Origin of the sequence: Cedecea lapagei (genome assembly GCF_900635955.1) — a bacterium.
Classification (GTDB): Bacteria; Pseudomonadota; Gammaproteobacteria; order Enterobacterales; family Enterobacteriaceae; genus Cedecea; species Cedecea lapagei.
In genome coordinates this window covers 302,792-318,607 of sequence record NZ_LR134201.1, presented here as the reverse complement: position 1 = coordinate 318,607, position 15,816 = coordinate 302,792, and the positions used below count along the sequence as shown (strand labels likewise).

General features: G+C 56.2%; 12 protein-coding genes. 5 read left to right on the top strand and 7 right to left on the bottom strand.

The features are described 5' to 3' along the window. Positions 1-16: 16 nt before the first annotated feature. Complete coding sequence (locus EL098_RS01615) at positions 17-958, bottom strand: TIGR01212 family radical SAM protein (RefSeq protein ID WP_126354365.1); 942 nt, start codon at positions 956-958, stop codon at positions 17-19. Positions 959-1,638: 680 nt separating this feature from the next. Between EL098_RS01615 and gltB the strand changes: the two genes are divergently transcribed. Both gltB and EL098_RS01600 read left to right on the top strand, forming a co-directional pair. Then, positions 1,639-6,099, top strand: coding sequence for a glutamate synthase large subunit (gltB, locus tag EL098_RS01605; protein ID WP_126354363.1), 4,461 nt, complete (start codon positions 1,639-1,641; stop codon positions 6,097-6,099). Positions 6,100-6,108: 9 nt separating this feature from the next. Further along, the gene (locus EL098_RS01600) at positions 6,109-7,527 is read left to right on the top strand and encodes a glutamate synthase small subunit (protein ID WP_126354362.1); all 1,419 of its coding nucleotides are present in this window, start codon (positions 6,109-6,111) and stop codon (positions 7,525-7,527) included. Between the two features lie 69 nt (positions 7,528-7,596). Here the strand turns inward: EL098_RS01600 and sspB are convergent, their stop codons facing one another. From sspB to zapE, 5 genes are all read right to left on the bottom strand, one after another. After that, positions 7,597-8,097: a ClpXP protease specificity-enhancing factor gene (gene sspB, locus EL098_RS01595; RefSeq protein WP_126354361.1), complete on the bottom strand. Its 501-nt coding sequence runs from the start codon at positions 8,095-8,097 to the stop codon at positions 7,597-7,599. 3 nt (positions 8,098-8,100) lie between these two features. Continuing rightward, positions 8,101-8,742 carry a stringent starvation protein SspA gene (gene sspA, locus EL098_RS01590; RefSeq protein WP_016538405.1) on the bottom strand — a complete coding sequence of 214 codons (642 nt, stop codon included), beginning with the start codon at positions 8,740-8,742 and terminating at the stop codon, positions 8,101-8,103. 322 nt (positions 8,743-9,064) lie between these two features. After that, positions 9,065-9,457 (bottom strand): 30S ribosomal protein S9, encoded by a 393-nt coding sequence (rpsI, locus tag EL098_RS01585; RefSeq protein ID WP_000829818.1) that lies wholly within the window; start codon positions 9,455-9,457, stop codon positions 9,065-9,067. 15 nt (positions 9,458-9,472) lie between these two features. Then, positions 9,473-9,901 carry a 50S ribosomal protein L13 gene (gene rplM, locus EL098_RS01580; RefSeq protein ID WP_008454874.1) on the bottom strand — a complete coding sequence of 143 codons (429 nt, stop codon included), beginning with the start codon at positions 9,899-9,901 and terminating at the stop codon, positions 9,473-9,475. Positions 9,902-10,128: 227 nt separating this feature from the next. Continuing rightward, a complete protein-coding gene (zapE, locus tag EL098_RS01575) occupies positions 10,129-11,253 on the bottom strand; it encodes a cell division protein ZapE (protein WP_126354360.1) in 1,125 nt (374 codons plus the stop codon). Positions 11,254-11,429: 176 nt separating this feature from the next. On the opposite strand from zapE, the gene zapG reads away from it, so the two are divergent. From zapG to degS, 3 genes are all read left to right on the top strand, one after another. Beyond that, positions 11,430-11,828 (top strand): Z-ring associated protein ZapG, encoded by a 399-nt coding sequence (gene zapG / locus EL098_RS01570; RefSeq protein WP_126354359.1) that lies wholly within the window; start codon positions 11,430-11,432, stop codon positions 11,826-11,828. 181 nt (positions 11,829-12,009) lie between these two features. Next, positions 12,010-13,380: a serine endoprotease DegQ gene (gene degQ, locus EL098_RS01565; protein ID WP_126354358.1), complete on the top strand. Its 1,371-nt coding sequence runs from the start codon at positions 12,010-12,012 to the stop codon at positions 13,378-13,380. Positions 13,381-13,468: 88 nt separating this feature from the next. After that, a complete protein-coding gene (gene degS / locus EL098_RS01560) occupies positions 13,469-14,536 on the top strand; it encodes an outer membrane-stress sensor serine endopeptidase DegS (RefSeq protein WP_126354357.1) in 1,068 nt (355 codons plus the stop codon). Between the two features lie 56 nt (positions 14,537-14,592). Here the strand turns inward: degS and mdh are convergent, their stop codons facing one another. Continuing rightward, the gene (gene mdh, locus EL098_RS01555; protein ID WP_126354356.1) at positions 14,593-15,528 is read right to left on the bottom strand and encodes a malate dehydrogenase; all 936 of its coding nucleotides are present in this window, start codon (positions 15,526-15,528) and stop codon (positions 14,593-14,595) included. Positions 15,529-15,816 lie beyond the last annotated feature (288 nt).

Here is a 15,816-nt window from a genome sequence, read left to right as displayed (position 1 = left end):
CAAAACGGAGACCTGCTCAGGATTTACGAGAAAGATCTGAGAGATCCCACGGCGTTCCCAGCGCGGAACCCTGTGGCCCATACGCCAGTAAATAGCGGTCGATATCCACCATCGCGGCCCAGCGGTTTTCGCACCACACCGGCGCTAGTAAGGTTGGGCGCCTGGCGTTAGCCGAAATACGATGAAACACGACATCAAGCGGCGTATGGCGAATCATTTCGCCGGCGGTGGCCACATACTCATCCAGCGCGATCCCCTCAAGGCGGCCAGCGCGCCAGCTTTTGGCCATGATGCTGCCTTCAACGATATGCAGCGGGTGCAGCTTCAGGCCGTCCACGCCGGTTTCAACCACTTTTTCCAGCGTGTTCATGCAGTGCTGCTGGCCTTCGCCGGGCAAACCGACAATCAGATGACTGCAAACCTTCAGCCCGCGAGCGCGAGCGCGCCGCGTTGTCTGCTGGTAGCAGGCAAAATCATGCCCGCGGTTGATCCGGTGCAGCGTTTTGTCATTCGCCGTCTGCAAACCCAGCTCCAGCCAGACCTCATAACCCTGTTCGTGGTAATCGCTTAGCAGATCCAGCACGCTCTCGGGCACGCAGTCAGGCCGGGTGCCTACGCAGAGCCCCACGATGCTGGTCTGGCTCACCGCCTGCTGGTACATAGCACGCAGAACCTGCACCTCAGCCCAGGTGCTGGTGTAGGCCTGGAAGTAAGCAAGGTAGCGCTGGGCGCGATTCACGCGACTGGCCTGATGCGCGAGCTGCTCAGCAATCGAACTGTGCTGCTGGGCTTCGTCGGCAAAAGAGGCGACGTTGCAAAAAGTACAGCCGCCTCGCCCAATGGTACCGTCGCGATTAGGACAGCTGAATCCGCCATGCAGCGTGAGTTTATGGACCTTTTGCCCATAGCGGCGCGAGAGATCGCCGCCAAACATATTGACTAATTTCTGTAACTGCATAATCTGATGGGCCGTCCCGAAAAAGGGGCCTAGCCTGCCATTTTCTTCCCGCACCGGCGATGACCTGGATCAATCGCTTCGGCGCAGCCTTACCTTTTGCATATAAATTCGAAATTAGTGCAATTCCATTCACATCAAGCTTGATTACTTTTCCTTATGATGCCGTGCGTTATTTAAGGAATATGACCAGCGGTGAAAAAACAGTGTCATGCTGCACTGCAAGGGGATTAAGTAGCATATCCTGCTGGCAATACCACTCATGCCAGCATGGTCTGGAGTTTCACGGCCATTCAGATAGTGAGGACGATCACATAACACTCGGCGCTTGCCGCGCCGCCAGCGCCTTCAAAAAAGCACTAAAAATCATTAAATTCATAATCTTAAGTGACTCTTAGCACAATTCTGTATAAATAAGAATGCCATTTGACCTGTGTGCTCTTTCCCGATAAGTTGGAAATCCGCTGGAAGCTTTCTGGATGGGTTCTGTGCCCATCATATTTATGCAGTAATTGAGATTCCCTCTAAAGCAAGTCCTCAACACTTGTGACACCGGATGCGTTGGATATTAAGAGGGCGACACGCGAGGCAAGCGTATGATGCGCAAACCCCGTCGCCATGCCCTTGCTGCGTCCACGCGCAGACGGTTGGGAGTAACGTAGAGCCTGGGGAGGTTCACTGATATGTTGTACGATAAATCCCTTGAGAAGGATAACTGTGGTTTCGGCCTGATCGCCCACATAGAAGGCGAACCTAGCCACAAGGTAGTGCGTACCGCTATTCACGCGCTAGCCCGTATGCAGCACCGTGGCGCCATCCTGGCCGACGGTAAAACCGGCGACGGTTGTGGCCTGCTGCTGCAAAAACCCGATCGCTTCTTCCGCATTGTTGCAGAAGAGCGCAATTGGCGTCTGGCCAAGAACTATGCCGTTGGCATGATTTTCTTAAGCCAGGATGACGCGCTTGCTCGCGCCAGCCGCCGCATTGTTGAAGAAGAGCTGCAAAACGAAACCCTGTCTATTGTCGGCTGGCGCGAAGTGCCGCTGAACAAAGACGTGCTCGGTGAAATCGCCCTCTCCTCTCTGCCACGTATCGAACAAATTTTCGTTAACGCCCCGGCGGGCTGGCGCCCTCGTGATATGGAACGCCGCCTGTTTATCGCCCGTCGCCGTATCGAGAAACGTCTCCAGGAAGATAAAGACTTCTATATCTGCAGTCTGTCCAACCTGGTCAATATCTATAAAGGTCTCTGTATGCCGGCGGACCTGCCGCGCTTCTACCTGGACCTGGCGGACCTGCGCCTGGAATCGGCCATTTGCCTGTTCCACCAGCGCTTCTCCACCAACACCGTGCCGCGCTGGCCGCTGGCGCAGCCGTTCCGCTACCTGGCGCACAACGGTGAAATCAACACCATTACCGGTAACCGCCAGTGGGCTCGCGCTCGTACCTATAAATTCCAGACGCCGCTGATCCCCGATCTGCACGACGCCGCGCCGTTCGTAAATGAAACAGGCTCAGACTCCAGCTCCATGGATAACATGCTTGAGCTGCTGCTGGCCGGCGGGATGGACATCGTCCGCGCCATGCGTCTGCTGGTTCCGCCTGCATGGCAGAACAACCCAAACATGGATCCAGAGCTGCGCGCCTTCTTCGACTTTAACTCCATGCACATGGAGCCGTGGGATGGCCCGGCCGGTATCGTCATGTCCGACGGACGCTTCGCGGCCTGTAACCTTGATCGCAACGGCCTGCGCCCGGCTCGTTACGTCATCACCAAAGATAAGCTCATTACCTGCGCCTCTGAAGTCGGGATCTGGGACTACCAGCCGGACGAAGTGGTTGAGAAAGGCCGTGTTGGCCCGGGCGAGCTGATGGTTATCGATACCCGTATTGGCCGTATCCTCCACTCTGCCGAAACCGATGCCGAGCTGAAAAGCCGCCATCCCTATAAAGAGTGGATGGAGAACAACGTTCGTCGTCTGGTGCCGTTTGAAGAGCTGCCGGACGAGAAAGTGGGCGCGCGCGAACTGGACGATGACACGCTCGCCAGCTTCCAGAAACAGTTTAACTACAGCAGCGAAGAGCTGGATTCAGTGATCCGCGTGCTGGGCGAAAATGGCCAGGAAGCCGTAGGCTCAATGGGCGATGACACTCCATTTGCCGTGCTTTCCAGCCAGCCACGTATTATTTACGACTACTTCCGCCAGCAGTTCGCGCAGGTCACCAACCCGCCGATCGACCCGCTGCGTGAAGCGCACGTGATGTCGCTAGCCACCAGCATTGGCCGTGAGATGAACGTCTTCTGTGAAGCAGAGGGCCAGGCACACCGCCTGAGTTTCAAATCGCCGATCCTGCTGTGGTCTGATTTCCAGCAGCTCACCACGCTTGAAGAAGAACACTACCGCGCCGATACGCTCGACATCACTTATGACGTGACCGAGAAGTCAATGCACGAAACCGTGATGGCGCTGTGTGACGAAGCTGAACGCATGGTACGCAACGGCACCGTGTTGCTGGTGCTGTCTGACCGTAACATTGCGAAAAATCGCCTGCCGGTTCCGGCCCCGATGGCCGTGGGCGCAATCCAGACTCGTCTCGTTGAGAAGAGCCTGCGCTGTGACGCCAACATCATCGTTGAAACCGCCAGCGCCCGTGACCCGCACCACTTCGCCGTGCTGCTGGGCTTCGGGGCGACCGCCATCTATCCTTACCTCGCCTATGAAACGCTGGCGAAGCTGGTCGACAACGGCGCCATCGACAAAAATTACCGCACCGTGATGCAGAACTACCGCAACGGCATCAACAAAGGGCTGTACAAGATCATGTCCAAAATGGGCATCTCGACTATCGCCTCCTACCGTTGCTCTAAGCTGTTCGAAGCCGTCGGTCTGCACAAAGAAGTTTCCGAGCTTTGCTTCCAGGGGGCGGTCAGCCGCATCGGCGGTGCTGGCTTCGGCGACTTCCAGCAGGACCTGCTGAATCTGTCCAAACGCGCCTGGCTGGTACGCAAGCCACTGGATCAGGGCGGCCAGCTGAAGTTTGTCCACGGTGGGGAGTACCACGCCTATAACCCGGACGTGGTGCAGACGCTGCAAAAAGCGGTGCAGAGCGGCGAATACGCTGACTACCAGCAGTATGCGAAGCTGGTCAACGAGCGCCCTGTCGCCACGCTGCGCGATATGCTTGCGCTGAACCCGCAGGATGAATCCGTCAAAATTGAAGACGTTGAGCCGGCAAGCGAGCTGTTTAAACGCTTCGACACTGCGGCCATGTCTATCGGCGCCCTGAGCCCGGAGGCACACGAATCCCTGGCCGAGGCGATGAACAGCATCGGCGGGAACTCTAACTCCGGCGAAGGCGGCGAAGATCCGGCGCGCTACGGCACCAATAAAGTGTCCCGTATCAAGCAGGTCGCTTCCGGCCGCTTCGGCGTTACGCCGGCCTATCTGGTCAACGCCGACGTTATCCAGATTAAAGTCGCGCAGGGCGCGAAACCGGGCGAAGGCGGCCAGCTGCCGGGTGATAAAGTCACGCCTTATATCGCCAGGCTGCGCTACTCCGTACCGGGCGTTACGCTGATTTCACCTCCGCCTCACCACGATATCTACTCTATCGAGGATCTGGCGCAGCTGATTTTCGACCTGAAACAGGTTAACCCGAAGGCGATGATTTCCGTGAAGCTGGTTTCCGAACCGGGCGTCGGGACTATCGCAACGGGCGTAGCAAAAGCCTATGCCGACCTGATTACCATTGCCGGCTACGACGGCGGCACCGGCGCAAGCCCGCTGTCGTCGGTGAAATACGCGGGCTGCCCGTGGGAGCTTGGTCTGGTGGAAACCCAGCAGGCGCTGGTCGCTAACGGCCTGCGCCACAAGATTCGCCTGCAGGTAGATGGCGGCCTGAAAACCGGCCTCGACATCATCAAAGCGGCGATCCTTGGCGCAGAGAGCTTCGGCTTCGGCACCGGCCCCATGGTCGCGCTGGGCTGTAAATACCTGCGAATTTGCCACCTGAACAACTGCGCAACCGGCGTTGCCACTCAGGATGACAAACTGCGCAAGAACCATTACCACGGCCTGCCGTTCAAAGTGACCAACTACTTTGAGTTCATCGCTCGCGAGACTCGCGAACTGATGGCGCTGCTCGGCGTGAAGCGTCTGGTCGATCTGATTGGCCGTACCGACCTGCTGAAAGAGCTGGACGGGTTTACCGCTAAGCAGCAGAAGCTGGATCTCTCCGCCCTGCTGAAAACGGCTGAACCTATGCCGGGTAAAGCGGTGTACTGCACCGAGCATAACCCGCCGTTCGATAAGGGCGACCTTAACGCACAGCTGCTGAACCAGGCGCAGGCATACGTGGATGACAAACAGAGCAAAACCTTCTGGTTTGATATCCGCAACACCGACCGTTCCGTTGGGGCTTCGCTTTCCGGCTACATCGCCCAGCAGCACGGCGACCAGGGGCTGGCGTCTGACCCCATTAAGGCGCACTTCAACGGTACCGCAGGCCAGAGCTTCGGCGTCTGGAACGCAGGCGGCGTGGAGCTGCACCTGACCGGCGACGCTAACGACTATGTCGGCAAAGGCATGGCGGGCGGCCTGATTTCTCTGCGCCCTCCGGTAGGCTCAGCCTTCCGCAGCCATGAAGCGACGATTATCGGCAACACCTGCCTGTATGGCGCCACCGGCGGCAAGCTGTACGCCGCAGGCCGTGCGGGCGAGCGTTTCGCGGTGCGTAACTCCGGTGCTATCACCGTGGTTGAAGGCATTGGCGATAACGGCTGTGAATACATGACCGGCGGTATCGTCTGTATTCTTGGCAAAACCGGGGTTAACTTCGGTGCCGGTATGACGGGCGGCTTTGCCTACGTGCTGGACGAAGACGGTGAATTCCGTAAACGCGTGAACCCGGAACTGGTTGAATTACTGAATGTAGAAGAGCTGGCGATCCATGAAGAGCATCTGCGCGGCATGATCACCGAACACGTTCAGCTGACCGGCTCCCAGCGCGGCGAAGAGATCCTGGCTAACTGGCCGGCGTTCGCCTCGAAATTCACCCTGGTTAAACCGAAGTCCAGTGATGTCAAAGCATTGTTGGGTCACCGCAGTCGTTCCGCAGCCGAGCTGCGGGTGCAGGCGCAGTAAGAGGTCACGATGAGTCAAAACGTTTATCAATTTATCGACTTGCAGCGCGTTGATCCGCCGAAGAAGCCGCTGAAGATCCGCAAAATTGAATTTGTGGAAATCTACGAGCCGTTCTCTGAGGGGCAGGCAAAGGCGCAGGCCGACCGCTGTCTCTCCTGCGGCAACCCGTACTGCGAGTGGAAGTGCCCGGTTCACAACTACATTCCAAACTGGCTGAAGCTGGCCAACGAGGGGCGCATCATTGAGGCGGCCGAGCTGTCTCACCAGACCAACAGTCTGCCGGAAGTGTGCGGCCGCGTTTGCCCGCAGGACCGCCTGTGCGAAGGTTCCTGTACGCTGAACGACGAGTTTGGCGCGGTGACCATCGGCAATATCGAGCGCTATATCAACGATAAAGCGATTGAGATGGGCTGGAAGCCGGATCTGACCGGCGTGAAGCAAACCGGCAAGCGCGTGGCTATTATCGGCGCAGGCCCTGCCGGGCTTGCCTGTGCGGACGTGCTGGCGCGTAACGGCGTGAAGGCGGTGGTTTACGACAGACATCCAGAAATCGGCGGACTGCTGACCTTCGGTATTCCGGCCTTTAAGCTGGAAAAAGAGGTGATGACCAAGCGCCGCGAAATCTTCAGCGGTATGGGGATTGAATTTAAACTCAATACCGAAGTTGGCCGTGACGTGCAGATGGACGAGCTGCTGAGCGAATACGATTCCGTGTTCCTTGGCGTCGGCACCTATCAGTCAATGCGCGGTGGATTAGAGAATGAAGATGCGCCGGGCGTTTATGACGCTCTGCCGTTCCTCATCGCCAACACCAAGCAAATCATGGGCTTTGCTGATACGGCTGAAGAGCCTTACATCAGCATGGAAGGCAAACGTGTCGTTGTGCTGGGCGGCGGTGATACCGCCATGGACTGTGTGCGCACATCCATCCGCCAGGGCGCGAGCCACGTCATTTGCGCCTATCGCCGTGACGAAGAGAACATGCCGGGCTCTAAGCGTGAAGTGAAAAACGCGCGTGAAGAAGGCGTGGAGTTCCAGTTCAACCTGCAGCCGCTGGGCGTAGAAATTAACGCTAACGGTCGCGTGTGCGGCGTGAAGGTTGCGCGTACAGAACTGAGCGCGCCGGATGCTAACGGCCGTCGTCGCCCGGAGATCGTCGCCGGTTCCGAGCACGTGCTGGCCGCCGATGCGGTAGTGATGGCGTTTGGCTTCCGTCCTCACAGCATGACGTGGCTGGCGCAGCACAGCGTCGAGCTGGACAGCCAGGGCCGCATCATCGCGCCTGAAGGCAGTGAGAACGCATTCCAGACCAGCAACCCGAAAATCTTCGCCGGTGGCGACATCGTTCGCGGTTCCGATCTGGTGGTGACGGCTATCGCTGAAGGGCGTAAAGCCGCGGACGGGATCCTGAACTTCCTCGAAGTCTAAGCGTAAACCTGGCGGCTTCGGCCGCCAGAGCGCCATAAAAAAAGCCAGTCTTTTCGACTGGCTTTTTTGTTATTTCACCACGCGCAGTGCGGGGCGACCACCGCGCGGCGGCGGCGGATCGTCATCCGGGTGATTGTCATCATCGCCGTGATCCGGGCGATCGCCGTCAATAACCTGCATCACTGTTTCAGACACGCCGGCATCGGAGCGATCGTCATTATGGCTTTCAGCGTCTTCATCATAGCCCGCTTCCGGCTCAAACATCGTGCCTGCTCCGTTCTCACGTGCGTAGATAGCCAAAACGGCGGCCATCGGGACGTTCACCTGGCGAGGCACGCCGCCAAAACGCGCGTTAAAGCGCACTTCGTCGTTCGCCAGCTCCAGGTTGCCCACGGCGCGCGGTGCGATGTTCAGCACAATTTGCCCGTCTCGCGCATACTCCATCGGCACCTCTACACCCGGCAGCGTAATATCTACCACCAGATGCGGCGTCAGCTGGTTATCCAGCAGCCACTCATAGAAGGCGCGCAACAGGTAAGGACGGCGCGGCGACAGCTGCGACATATCCATCACTTAGCCTCGAGTCTGCAGACGCATTTCGCGCTCAGGTTCGGTCAAAGAGGCGAGGAAGGAGTCACGCTCAAAGACGCGGGTCATATACCCTTTCATCTCTTTAGAACCTGCCCCTGTCAGCTCAATACCCATCTGCGGCAAACGCCACAGCAGCGGCGCCAGGTAGCAGTCTACCAGGCTGAACTCGTCGCTCAGGAAGAAAGGCTTCTGGGTGAACACCGGTGCAATGCTCAGCAGCTCTTCACGCAGCTGCTTACGCGCCGCGTCCGCTTCCTGCGCGGAGCCGTTCATCACCACGTTCATCAGGGTGTACCAGTCTTTCTCAATGCGATGCATGTACAGACGGCTTTCACCACGCGCTACCGGGTAAACCGGCATCAAAGGTGGGTGCGGGAAACGCTCATCAAGGTATTCCATGATGATGCGGGATTCCCACAGCGTCAGCTCGCGGTCAACCAGGGTCGGTACGCTGTGATTTGGGTTGAGGTCAATCAGATCCTGAGGCAGGTTATCCGTTTCCACATGCTCAATTTCAACGCTAACACCTTTTTCAGCCAGTACGATACGCACCTGGTGGCTGTAGATGTCAGTAGGACCGGAAAACAGCGTCATCACCGAACGTTTGTTGGCAGCGACAGCCATGAAAACCTCCAAGTTTATCCAGAAAATTACTGCTAATAGCCGCAAGCGGCGACTAACCTGACCGTTTATTACCCAACGCTTTGCCGGAGCACCGCTAACGCCGTAAAGCGTGGCGAAGAACAACCTGATGCCGACATTTGGGCAGAAAATTGGTTGATAGTTTACCAGATTTTACCGGTATTGTGGTGGTCACAGATTGAATTTGCCTGAAAGACAAAGTATTTCAAAATGTTAGAAGCAATAATATAAATTACGCGCATAAAAAAACCCGGTGCCAGGACCGGGTTTTTGCCAATTGCCTTTCTGCGTAAGCAGAGAACAATTAACGTTTGGAGAACTGAGGACGACGACGTGCTTTACGCAGGCCGACTTTCTTACGTTCAACCTGACGAGCATCACGGGTAACGAAGCCAGCTTTACGCAGCTCGGAACGCAGGGACTCATCGTACTCCATCAGAGCGCGGGTGATACCGTGACGGATCGCACCAGCCTGACCAGAGATACCACCACCTTTAACGGTGATGTACAGATCCAGTTTCTCAACCATGTCGACCAGTTCCAGCGGCTGACGAACTACCATGCGGGCAGTTTCACGACCGAAGTACTGTTCCAGAGAACGTTGGTTGATAACGATTTTGCCGTTGCCCGGTTTGATAAACACGCGAGCTGCGGAACTTTTGCGGCGACCAGTGCCGTAGTATTGATTTTCAGCCATTGCCTATAATCCCGATTAAATGTCCAGAACTTGCGGTTGCTGTGCCGCGTGGTTGTGCTCGGTGCCCGCGTAAACTTTCAGTTTACGGAACATTGCACGACCCAGCGGGCCCTTTGGCAGCATGCCTTTAACCGCGATTTCAATCACACGCTCAGGACGGCGGGCAATCATCTCTTCAAAGGTCGCTTGTTTGATACCACCGATGTGGCCGGTGTGGTGGTAGTACACTTTGTCAGTACGCTTGTTGCCGGTAACAGCAACTTTGTCAGCGTTCAGAACGATGATGTAATCACCAGTATCAACGTGCGGAGTGTATTCCGCTTTATGCTTACCGCGCAGACGGCGAGCCAGTTCAGTAGCCAGACGACCTAAGGTCTTACCTTCAGCATCAACGACATACCAGTCGCGCTGTACAGTTTCTGGTTTAGCTGTAAAAGTTTTCATTAAAAGCTTACCCAATATATAGTTACACGTTGGTGAACACCCAAACGTTTAAAATCAGTCGAGGTTCACGCGACATTGTCCAGCAAACCTACCCCTTCGAATAGCCTATGCCGGCACGACAAAAGTTTTGGGAAAAAAACTTTGGTTGTAACGTGGGGTCGCAAGATTATAGAGAAGTCGACCTCAAAGATCGACCACAATTTGTCGTTGATATCACATATTCATCGTCAGGGCAGATGAGCGCGGCGCAAATACTCTTCGCTTTGCATTTCCTGCAGCCTGGAGAGGCAGCGCTGGAACTCAAACTTAAGCCTTTCCCCTTGATAAATCGCGAATAGCTCGGTCTCAGCGGAGACCACCAGCTTGACGTGGCGTTCGTAGAATTCGTCCACCAGCGCGATAAAGCGGCGCGCCTCATTCTCCATTAGCGTGGTCATCACCGGCACATTAAACAGCATCACGGTGTGAAACTGCCGGGAGAGCGCAATGTAGTCATGCTGGCTGCGGGCGTCCACGCACAGCGTGGTAAAAGCAACCGCCAGCGTCTGGTTAGCCATGCCGAGGGTTGCCAGCGGGCGATGATTCACTTCCAGCACCGGCTCACCTTCACGTTTAGCGCCCGCCAGCGCCGAATAAAGCTTCTCCATCTGCTGAGCAGACTCCTCGTTGAGCGGCGAAAGCCAGAGGTGTGCCTGGGTCAACGTTCTCAGACGATAATCAATGCCGGCGTCGACGTTCATCACGTCGCAATAGCGCTTAATCGCTTCGATAGCCGGTAAGAACCGTGCGCGCTGCAGCCCATTACGGTAGAGATCGTCCGGCGGAATGTTCGACGTCGCCACCAGCGTGATGCCGCGCGCGAAAAGCGCTTTCATCAGTGTGCCAAGCAGCATCGCATCGGTGATATCGGAGACAAAAAACTCGTCGAAGCAGAGCACGTCTGTCTCAGCTTTAAACCCGTCGGCGATGATTTCCAGCGGATCGGTATGCCCCTGCTGCTGCGCTAATTCTTCATGTACACGCAGCATAAAGCGGTGGAAGTGCAGCCGAAGTTTACGCTCACCCGGCAGACTCTGAAAAAACATATCCATCAGCCAGGTTTTACCGCGCCCCACACCGCCCCACATATATAGACCACGAGCGGGCTCCTGCTCCGTCTGAGCCTCTTTTTTACCCAACAGCTTGCCAAATTTCGACAACAACCTGCCGGAAGCGGCGGGCTTTGGCGCAGAGGAGAGGGTCTGCCAGATCGCGTCCAGGCGCATAATCGCCTCACGCTGTACGTCATCGGGTTGGAAGCTGCCTTCTGCCAGAGCCTGCTGGTAGCGCGATGCAGGAGAGAGATTTTGCATGGTATTATTATGTTCCCTTTATAATCGGATAGCCGTTCACCGCCTTTTTCGAGCCGGTTGTCGAAAAAAAGGCCGTTCTACCCTAAGCGATGCTGCGTCAGGATTCCACTTCTCTTAGGTTAACGGTTATAGTGGCTACATTACCCTACGGAATCACAAGATAACGGGAGAAGTTCATGACTTGGGAATATGCGCTTATTGGGTTAGTGGTAGGCCTTATTATCGGCGCCGTGGCCATGCGTTTCGGCAACCGTAAGCTGCGCCAACAGCAGGCTCTGCAGTATGAGCTGGAAAAAAACAAAGCGGAGCTTGAAGAGTACCGCGAAGAGTTAGTCAGCCACTTTGCCCGCAGCGCCGAACTGCTGGACAACATGGCGCACGATTATCGCCAGCTTTATCAGCACATGGCAAAAAGCTCCAGCAGCCTGCTGCCTGAGATGACAGCGGAAGCCAATCCGTTCCGTAACCGTCTGGCCGAATCCGAAGCCGGTAACGATCAGGCGCCGGTCCAAATGCCGCGTGACTATTCAGAAGGCGCATCCGGCCTGCTTCGCGCCGGGGCAAAACGCGATTAATCTCCTCCGCTTCAGCTTTTTTCCGGGGCACGGTTCATGTGCCCCCATCCTTCCCTGACCCAGCTATCATTTAATTGTCTTATTCTTTCTGAGTGGCACGATTGTGAGTCGATTGATATTTCAATAACATCGATTGAGTGAGTGGGTATTCCTTTTTCCAGGTGACGAGAGCCAGCATCCAATGAAGAAACAAACACGGCTATTGAGTGCATTAGCGTTAAGCGTCGGTCTGACGCTCGGCGCATCCCCTCTGGCGAACGCGTCGCTGCCTTCCCAGGTTCCAGGCCAACCGGCGCTGCCAAGCCTTGCGCCAATGCTGGAAAAAGTGCTGCCCGCGGTGGTCAGCGTAAGGGTTGAAGGTACCGCATCGGCCTCTGGCCAGAAGGTGCCGGAAGAGTTCAAGAAATTCTACGGGGATGACGCGCCCTCCGACACGCCGCAGCAGTTTGAAGGCTTAGGCTCCGGCGTCATCATTAACGCCGCCAAAGGCTATGTGCTGACCAATAATCACGTGATTAACCAGGCGCAAAAAATCAGCGTTCAGCTGAACGACGGGCGTGAGTTTGACGCCAAACTGATTGGCGGCGACGATCAGAGCGATATCGCGCTGCTCCAGCTGCAAAATGCCACCGGGTTAACCGAAATCAAGGTAGCAGACTCCGACAAGCTTAAGGTAGGCGACTTTGCCGTTGCGGTAGGTAATCCGTTTGGCCTGGGCCAAACCGCAACCTCCGGTATTGTCTCTGCCCTGGGCCGCAGCGGGCTGAACCTTGAGGGTCTGGAAAACTTTATTCAGACCGACGCCTCAATCAACCGTGGGAACTCCGGCGGCGCGCTGCTGAACCTGAACGGCGAGCTGATTGGCATTAACACGGCTATTCTTGCCCCTGCCGGCGGTAGCGTGGGAATTGGTTTCGCCATCCCCAGCAATATGGCGCAAACCCTCTCGAAACAGCTGATGGAATTTGGGGAAGTCAAACGCGGCCTGCTGGGCATTAAAGGCATGGAGATGAACGCAGACATCGCCAAAGCCTTTAATCTTTCAGCCCAGCGCGGGGCGTTTGTCAGTGAAGTGCTCCCGCAGTCAGGCTCGGCAAAAGCCGGCGTCAAAGCCGGGGATATCATCACCAGCCTGAACGGTAATGCGCTGAGCAGTTTTGCCGAGCTCAGGGCGAAGATTGCCACTACCGAGCCGGGCACCGTGGTAAAACTCGGCCTGCTGCGCGACGGTAAACCGCTGGAAGTTAGCGTTACGCTGGATAAGAGCACCGCCTCCTCCGCCAGCGCTGAAATGATCCTGCCTGCGCTGCAGGGCGCCACGCTGAGCGATGGGCAACTGAAAGACGGCGGCAAAGGTATTCGTCTGGATAACGTGGAGAAAGGCACGCCGGCCGCTCAGGTGGGCCTGCATAAAGACGATATAATTATCGGCATAAACCGCGAGCGTATCCATACTCTCGCCGAAATGCGTAAAGTGCTTGAGGCCAAACCTGCGGTCATTGCGCTGCATGTTGTTCGCGGCGAACAGAGCCTCTATTTGCTCTTGCGTTAACGGAAGCAGAGAAACGGACATCGTCTGTACGATGTCCGTTCAACTCATGCTATTCTGCGTTCGATCTCTTACTTATTAACTCAAACTCATGTTTCTAAAGATCTTACGTTCGGTGGTCATTGGGCTGATTGTCGCGGGGCTGCTGCTGCTCGCGATGCCGTCGTTACGCAAAGCCGTTGGCCCGCTTGCGCCCGCACAATATGACAGCACGGATGAAACGCCAATGAGCTTTAATCCGGCGGTGCGTCGTGCTGCCCCTGCGGTGGTCAACGTCTATAACCGCAGTGTCGGCAATAACGGCCAGAACCAGCTACAAATCAAGACGCTGGGCTCCGGCGTCATCATGGATGGCCGCGGCTATATCATCACCAACAAACACGTTATTAACGATGCAGAGCAGATCATCGTCGCTCTCCAGGATGGACGCGTGTTTGAAGCGCTGCTGATTGGCTCAGATAGCCTGACCGATCTCGCTGTGCTGAAAATCAACGCCACCAACCTGCCGATTATTCCGATTAACGGCAAGCGCCAGCCGCATATCGGCGACGTCGTTATGGCCATCGGTAACCCTTACAACCTCGGGCAGACGGTGACTCAGGGCATTATCAGCGCCACCGGCCGTATTGGTCTCAGTCCTTCGGGCCGCCAGTCATTCCTGCAGACCGACGCCTCCATTAACCGCGGCAACTCCGGCGGGGCGCTGGTGAACTCGCTGGGCGAACTGATGGGCATTAATACTCTGTCGTTTGACAAAAGCAATGACGGCGAGACGCCGGAAGGGATTGGCTTTGCGATACCGACCCAGCTGGCGACCAAGATAATGGATAAGCTGATCCGCGATGGCCGGGTCATTCGCGGCTATATTGGCATTGGCGGCAGGGAGATCACCCCGCTGCACGGCCCATCAACCGGTATCGATCAGCTGCAGGGGATTATCGTCAACGCGGTATCACCGGACGGCCCGGCCGCGCAGGCGGGCATCCAGGTCAATGACGTCATTATCTCGGTCAACCACAAGCCGGCCATCTCGGCGCTGGAAACCATGGATCAGGTCGCGGAAATTCGTCCGGGCTCCGTGATCCCGGTAGAAGTCATGCGTGAAGACAAAAAGCTCACGCTTCAGATCACCGTTCAGGAATACCCCGCCGGCGGCTAAACGGCAGGCATAAAAAAACCGGAACATCAGTTCCGGTTTTTTTTATCCAGGCGCGATTACTTAACGAACTCTTCGCCCAGCTGGATATCTTTCTTCAGGGTATCCAGCATTCCTTCCATCGCGTTTTTCTCGAACGCGCTGAGGGTGCCAATGGCTTTACGCTCGGCAATACCGTTTTTACCCAGCAGCAGCGGCTGAGAGAAGAAACGTGCGTGCTCGCCGTCACCTTCAACGTAAGCGCATTCAACAACGTTGCTTTCGCCCTTCAGAGCGCGAACCAGAGACAGACCAAAACGAGCGGCAGCCTGACCCATAGACAACGTTGCAGACCCGCCGCCGGCTTTCGCTTCAACCACTTCGGTACCCGCATTCTGGATGCGTTTAGTCAGGTCAGCGACCTCCTGCTCGGTGAAGCTCACGCCTGGGATCTGGGACAGCAGCGGCAGAATGGTCACGCCAGAGTGGCCGCCAATGACCGGGACTTCGATATCGGTCGGCTGTTTGCCTTTCAGCTCAGCAACAAAGGTGTTGGAGCGGATGATATCCAGCGTTGTCACGCCGAACAGTTTGTTCTTATCGTAGACGCCCGCTTTTTTCAGCACTTCTGCTGCGATAGCCACGGTGGTGTTTACCGGGTTGGTAATAATACCGATGCAGGCTTTAGGAGCGGTTTTCGCCACTTGCTCGATCAGGTTCTTCACGATACCGGCGTTCACGTTGAACAGGTCTGAACGATCCATGCCCGGTTTACGCGCGACGCCCGCGGAGATCAGCACCACGTCTGCGCCAACCAGCGCCGGGGTGGCATCTTCGCCGGAGAAACCTTTGATTTTCACATCGGTAGGGATATGACTCAGATCCACCGCAACCCCTGGGGTGACTGGCGCAATGTCATACAGAGAGAGTTCTGAGCCTGAAGGCAGTTGGGTCTTAAGTAGAAGGGCAAGCGCCTGGCCGATACCGCCAGCTGCGCCGAGGACTGCAACTTTCATCCTAAACTCCTTATTATGGTTAGCAAAATCGTGCCGTAACTCCATGCGGTGGCGACCATAATCCAGAGAGGAGATAATTACAATCTTCCCGCCGCCAGATTGCGATATCAAGCAATCCTGGACCGCGTTGCTGCTGCATTTACTCGCCGGGAGGAACGACGCCATAGCGCCCGGTCACGACCTGATGTGGTTACATCAACGGCGGTTACATTACCCCTCTGCGCACACCAAAACAACATCATTTTGATAACATTTGGTTTACTTTGAGGCTTATTTGCGAGTCGTGAC

What these genes read in the sequence shown, in the direction of transcription:
- EL098_RS01615 (WP_126354365.1), bottom strand. Translation starts at nt 958, where the DNA reads ATGCAGTTACAGAAATTAGTCAATATGTTTGGCGGCGATCTCTCGCGC.
- zapG (WP_126354359.1), top strand. Translation starts at nt 11,430, where the DNA reads ATGACTTGGGAATATGCGCTTATTGGGTTAGTGGTAGGCCTTATTATC.
- gltB (WP_126354363.1), top strand. Translation starts at nt 1,639, where the DNA reads ATGTTGTACGATAAATCCCTTGAGAAGGATAACTGTGGTTTCGGCCTG.
- sspB (WP_126354361.1), bottom strand. Translation starts at nt 8,097, where the DNA reads ATGGATATGTCGCAGCTGTCGCCGCGCCGTCCTTACCTGTTGCGCGCC.
- degQ (WP_126354358.1), top strand. Translation starts at nt 12,010, where the DNA reads ATGAAGAAACAAACACGGCTATTGAGTGCATTAGCGTTAAGCGTCGGT.
- mdh (WP_126354356.1), bottom strand. Translation starts at nt 15,528, where the DNA reads ATGAAAGTTGCAGTCCTCGGCGCAGCTGGCGGTATCGGCCAGGCGCTT.
- zapE (WP_126354360.1), bottom strand. Translation starts at nt 11,253, where the DNA reads ATGCAAAATCTCTCTCCTGCATCGCGCTACCAGCAGGCTCTGGCAGAA.
- EL098_RS01600 (WP_126354362.1), top strand. Translation starts at nt 6,109, where the DNA reads ATGAGTCAAAACGTTTATCAATTTATCGACTTGCAGCGCGTTGATCCG.
- rpsI (WP_000829818.1), bottom strand. Translation starts at nt 9,457, where the DNA reads ATGGCTGAAAATCAATACTACGGCACTGGTCGCCGCAAAAGTTCCGCA.
- rplM (WP_008454874.1), bottom strand. Translation starts at nt 9,901, where the DNA reads ATGAAAACTTTTACAGCTAAACCAGAAACTGTACAGCGCGACTGGTAT.
- degS (WP_126354357.1), top strand. Translation starts at nt 13,469, where the DNA reads ATGTTTCTAAAGATCTTACGTTCGGTGGTCATTGGGCTGATTGTCGCG.
- sspA (WP_016538405.1), bottom strand. Translation starts at nt 8,742, where the DNA reads ATGGCTGTCGCTGCCAACAAACGTTCGGTGATGACGCTGTTTTCCGGT.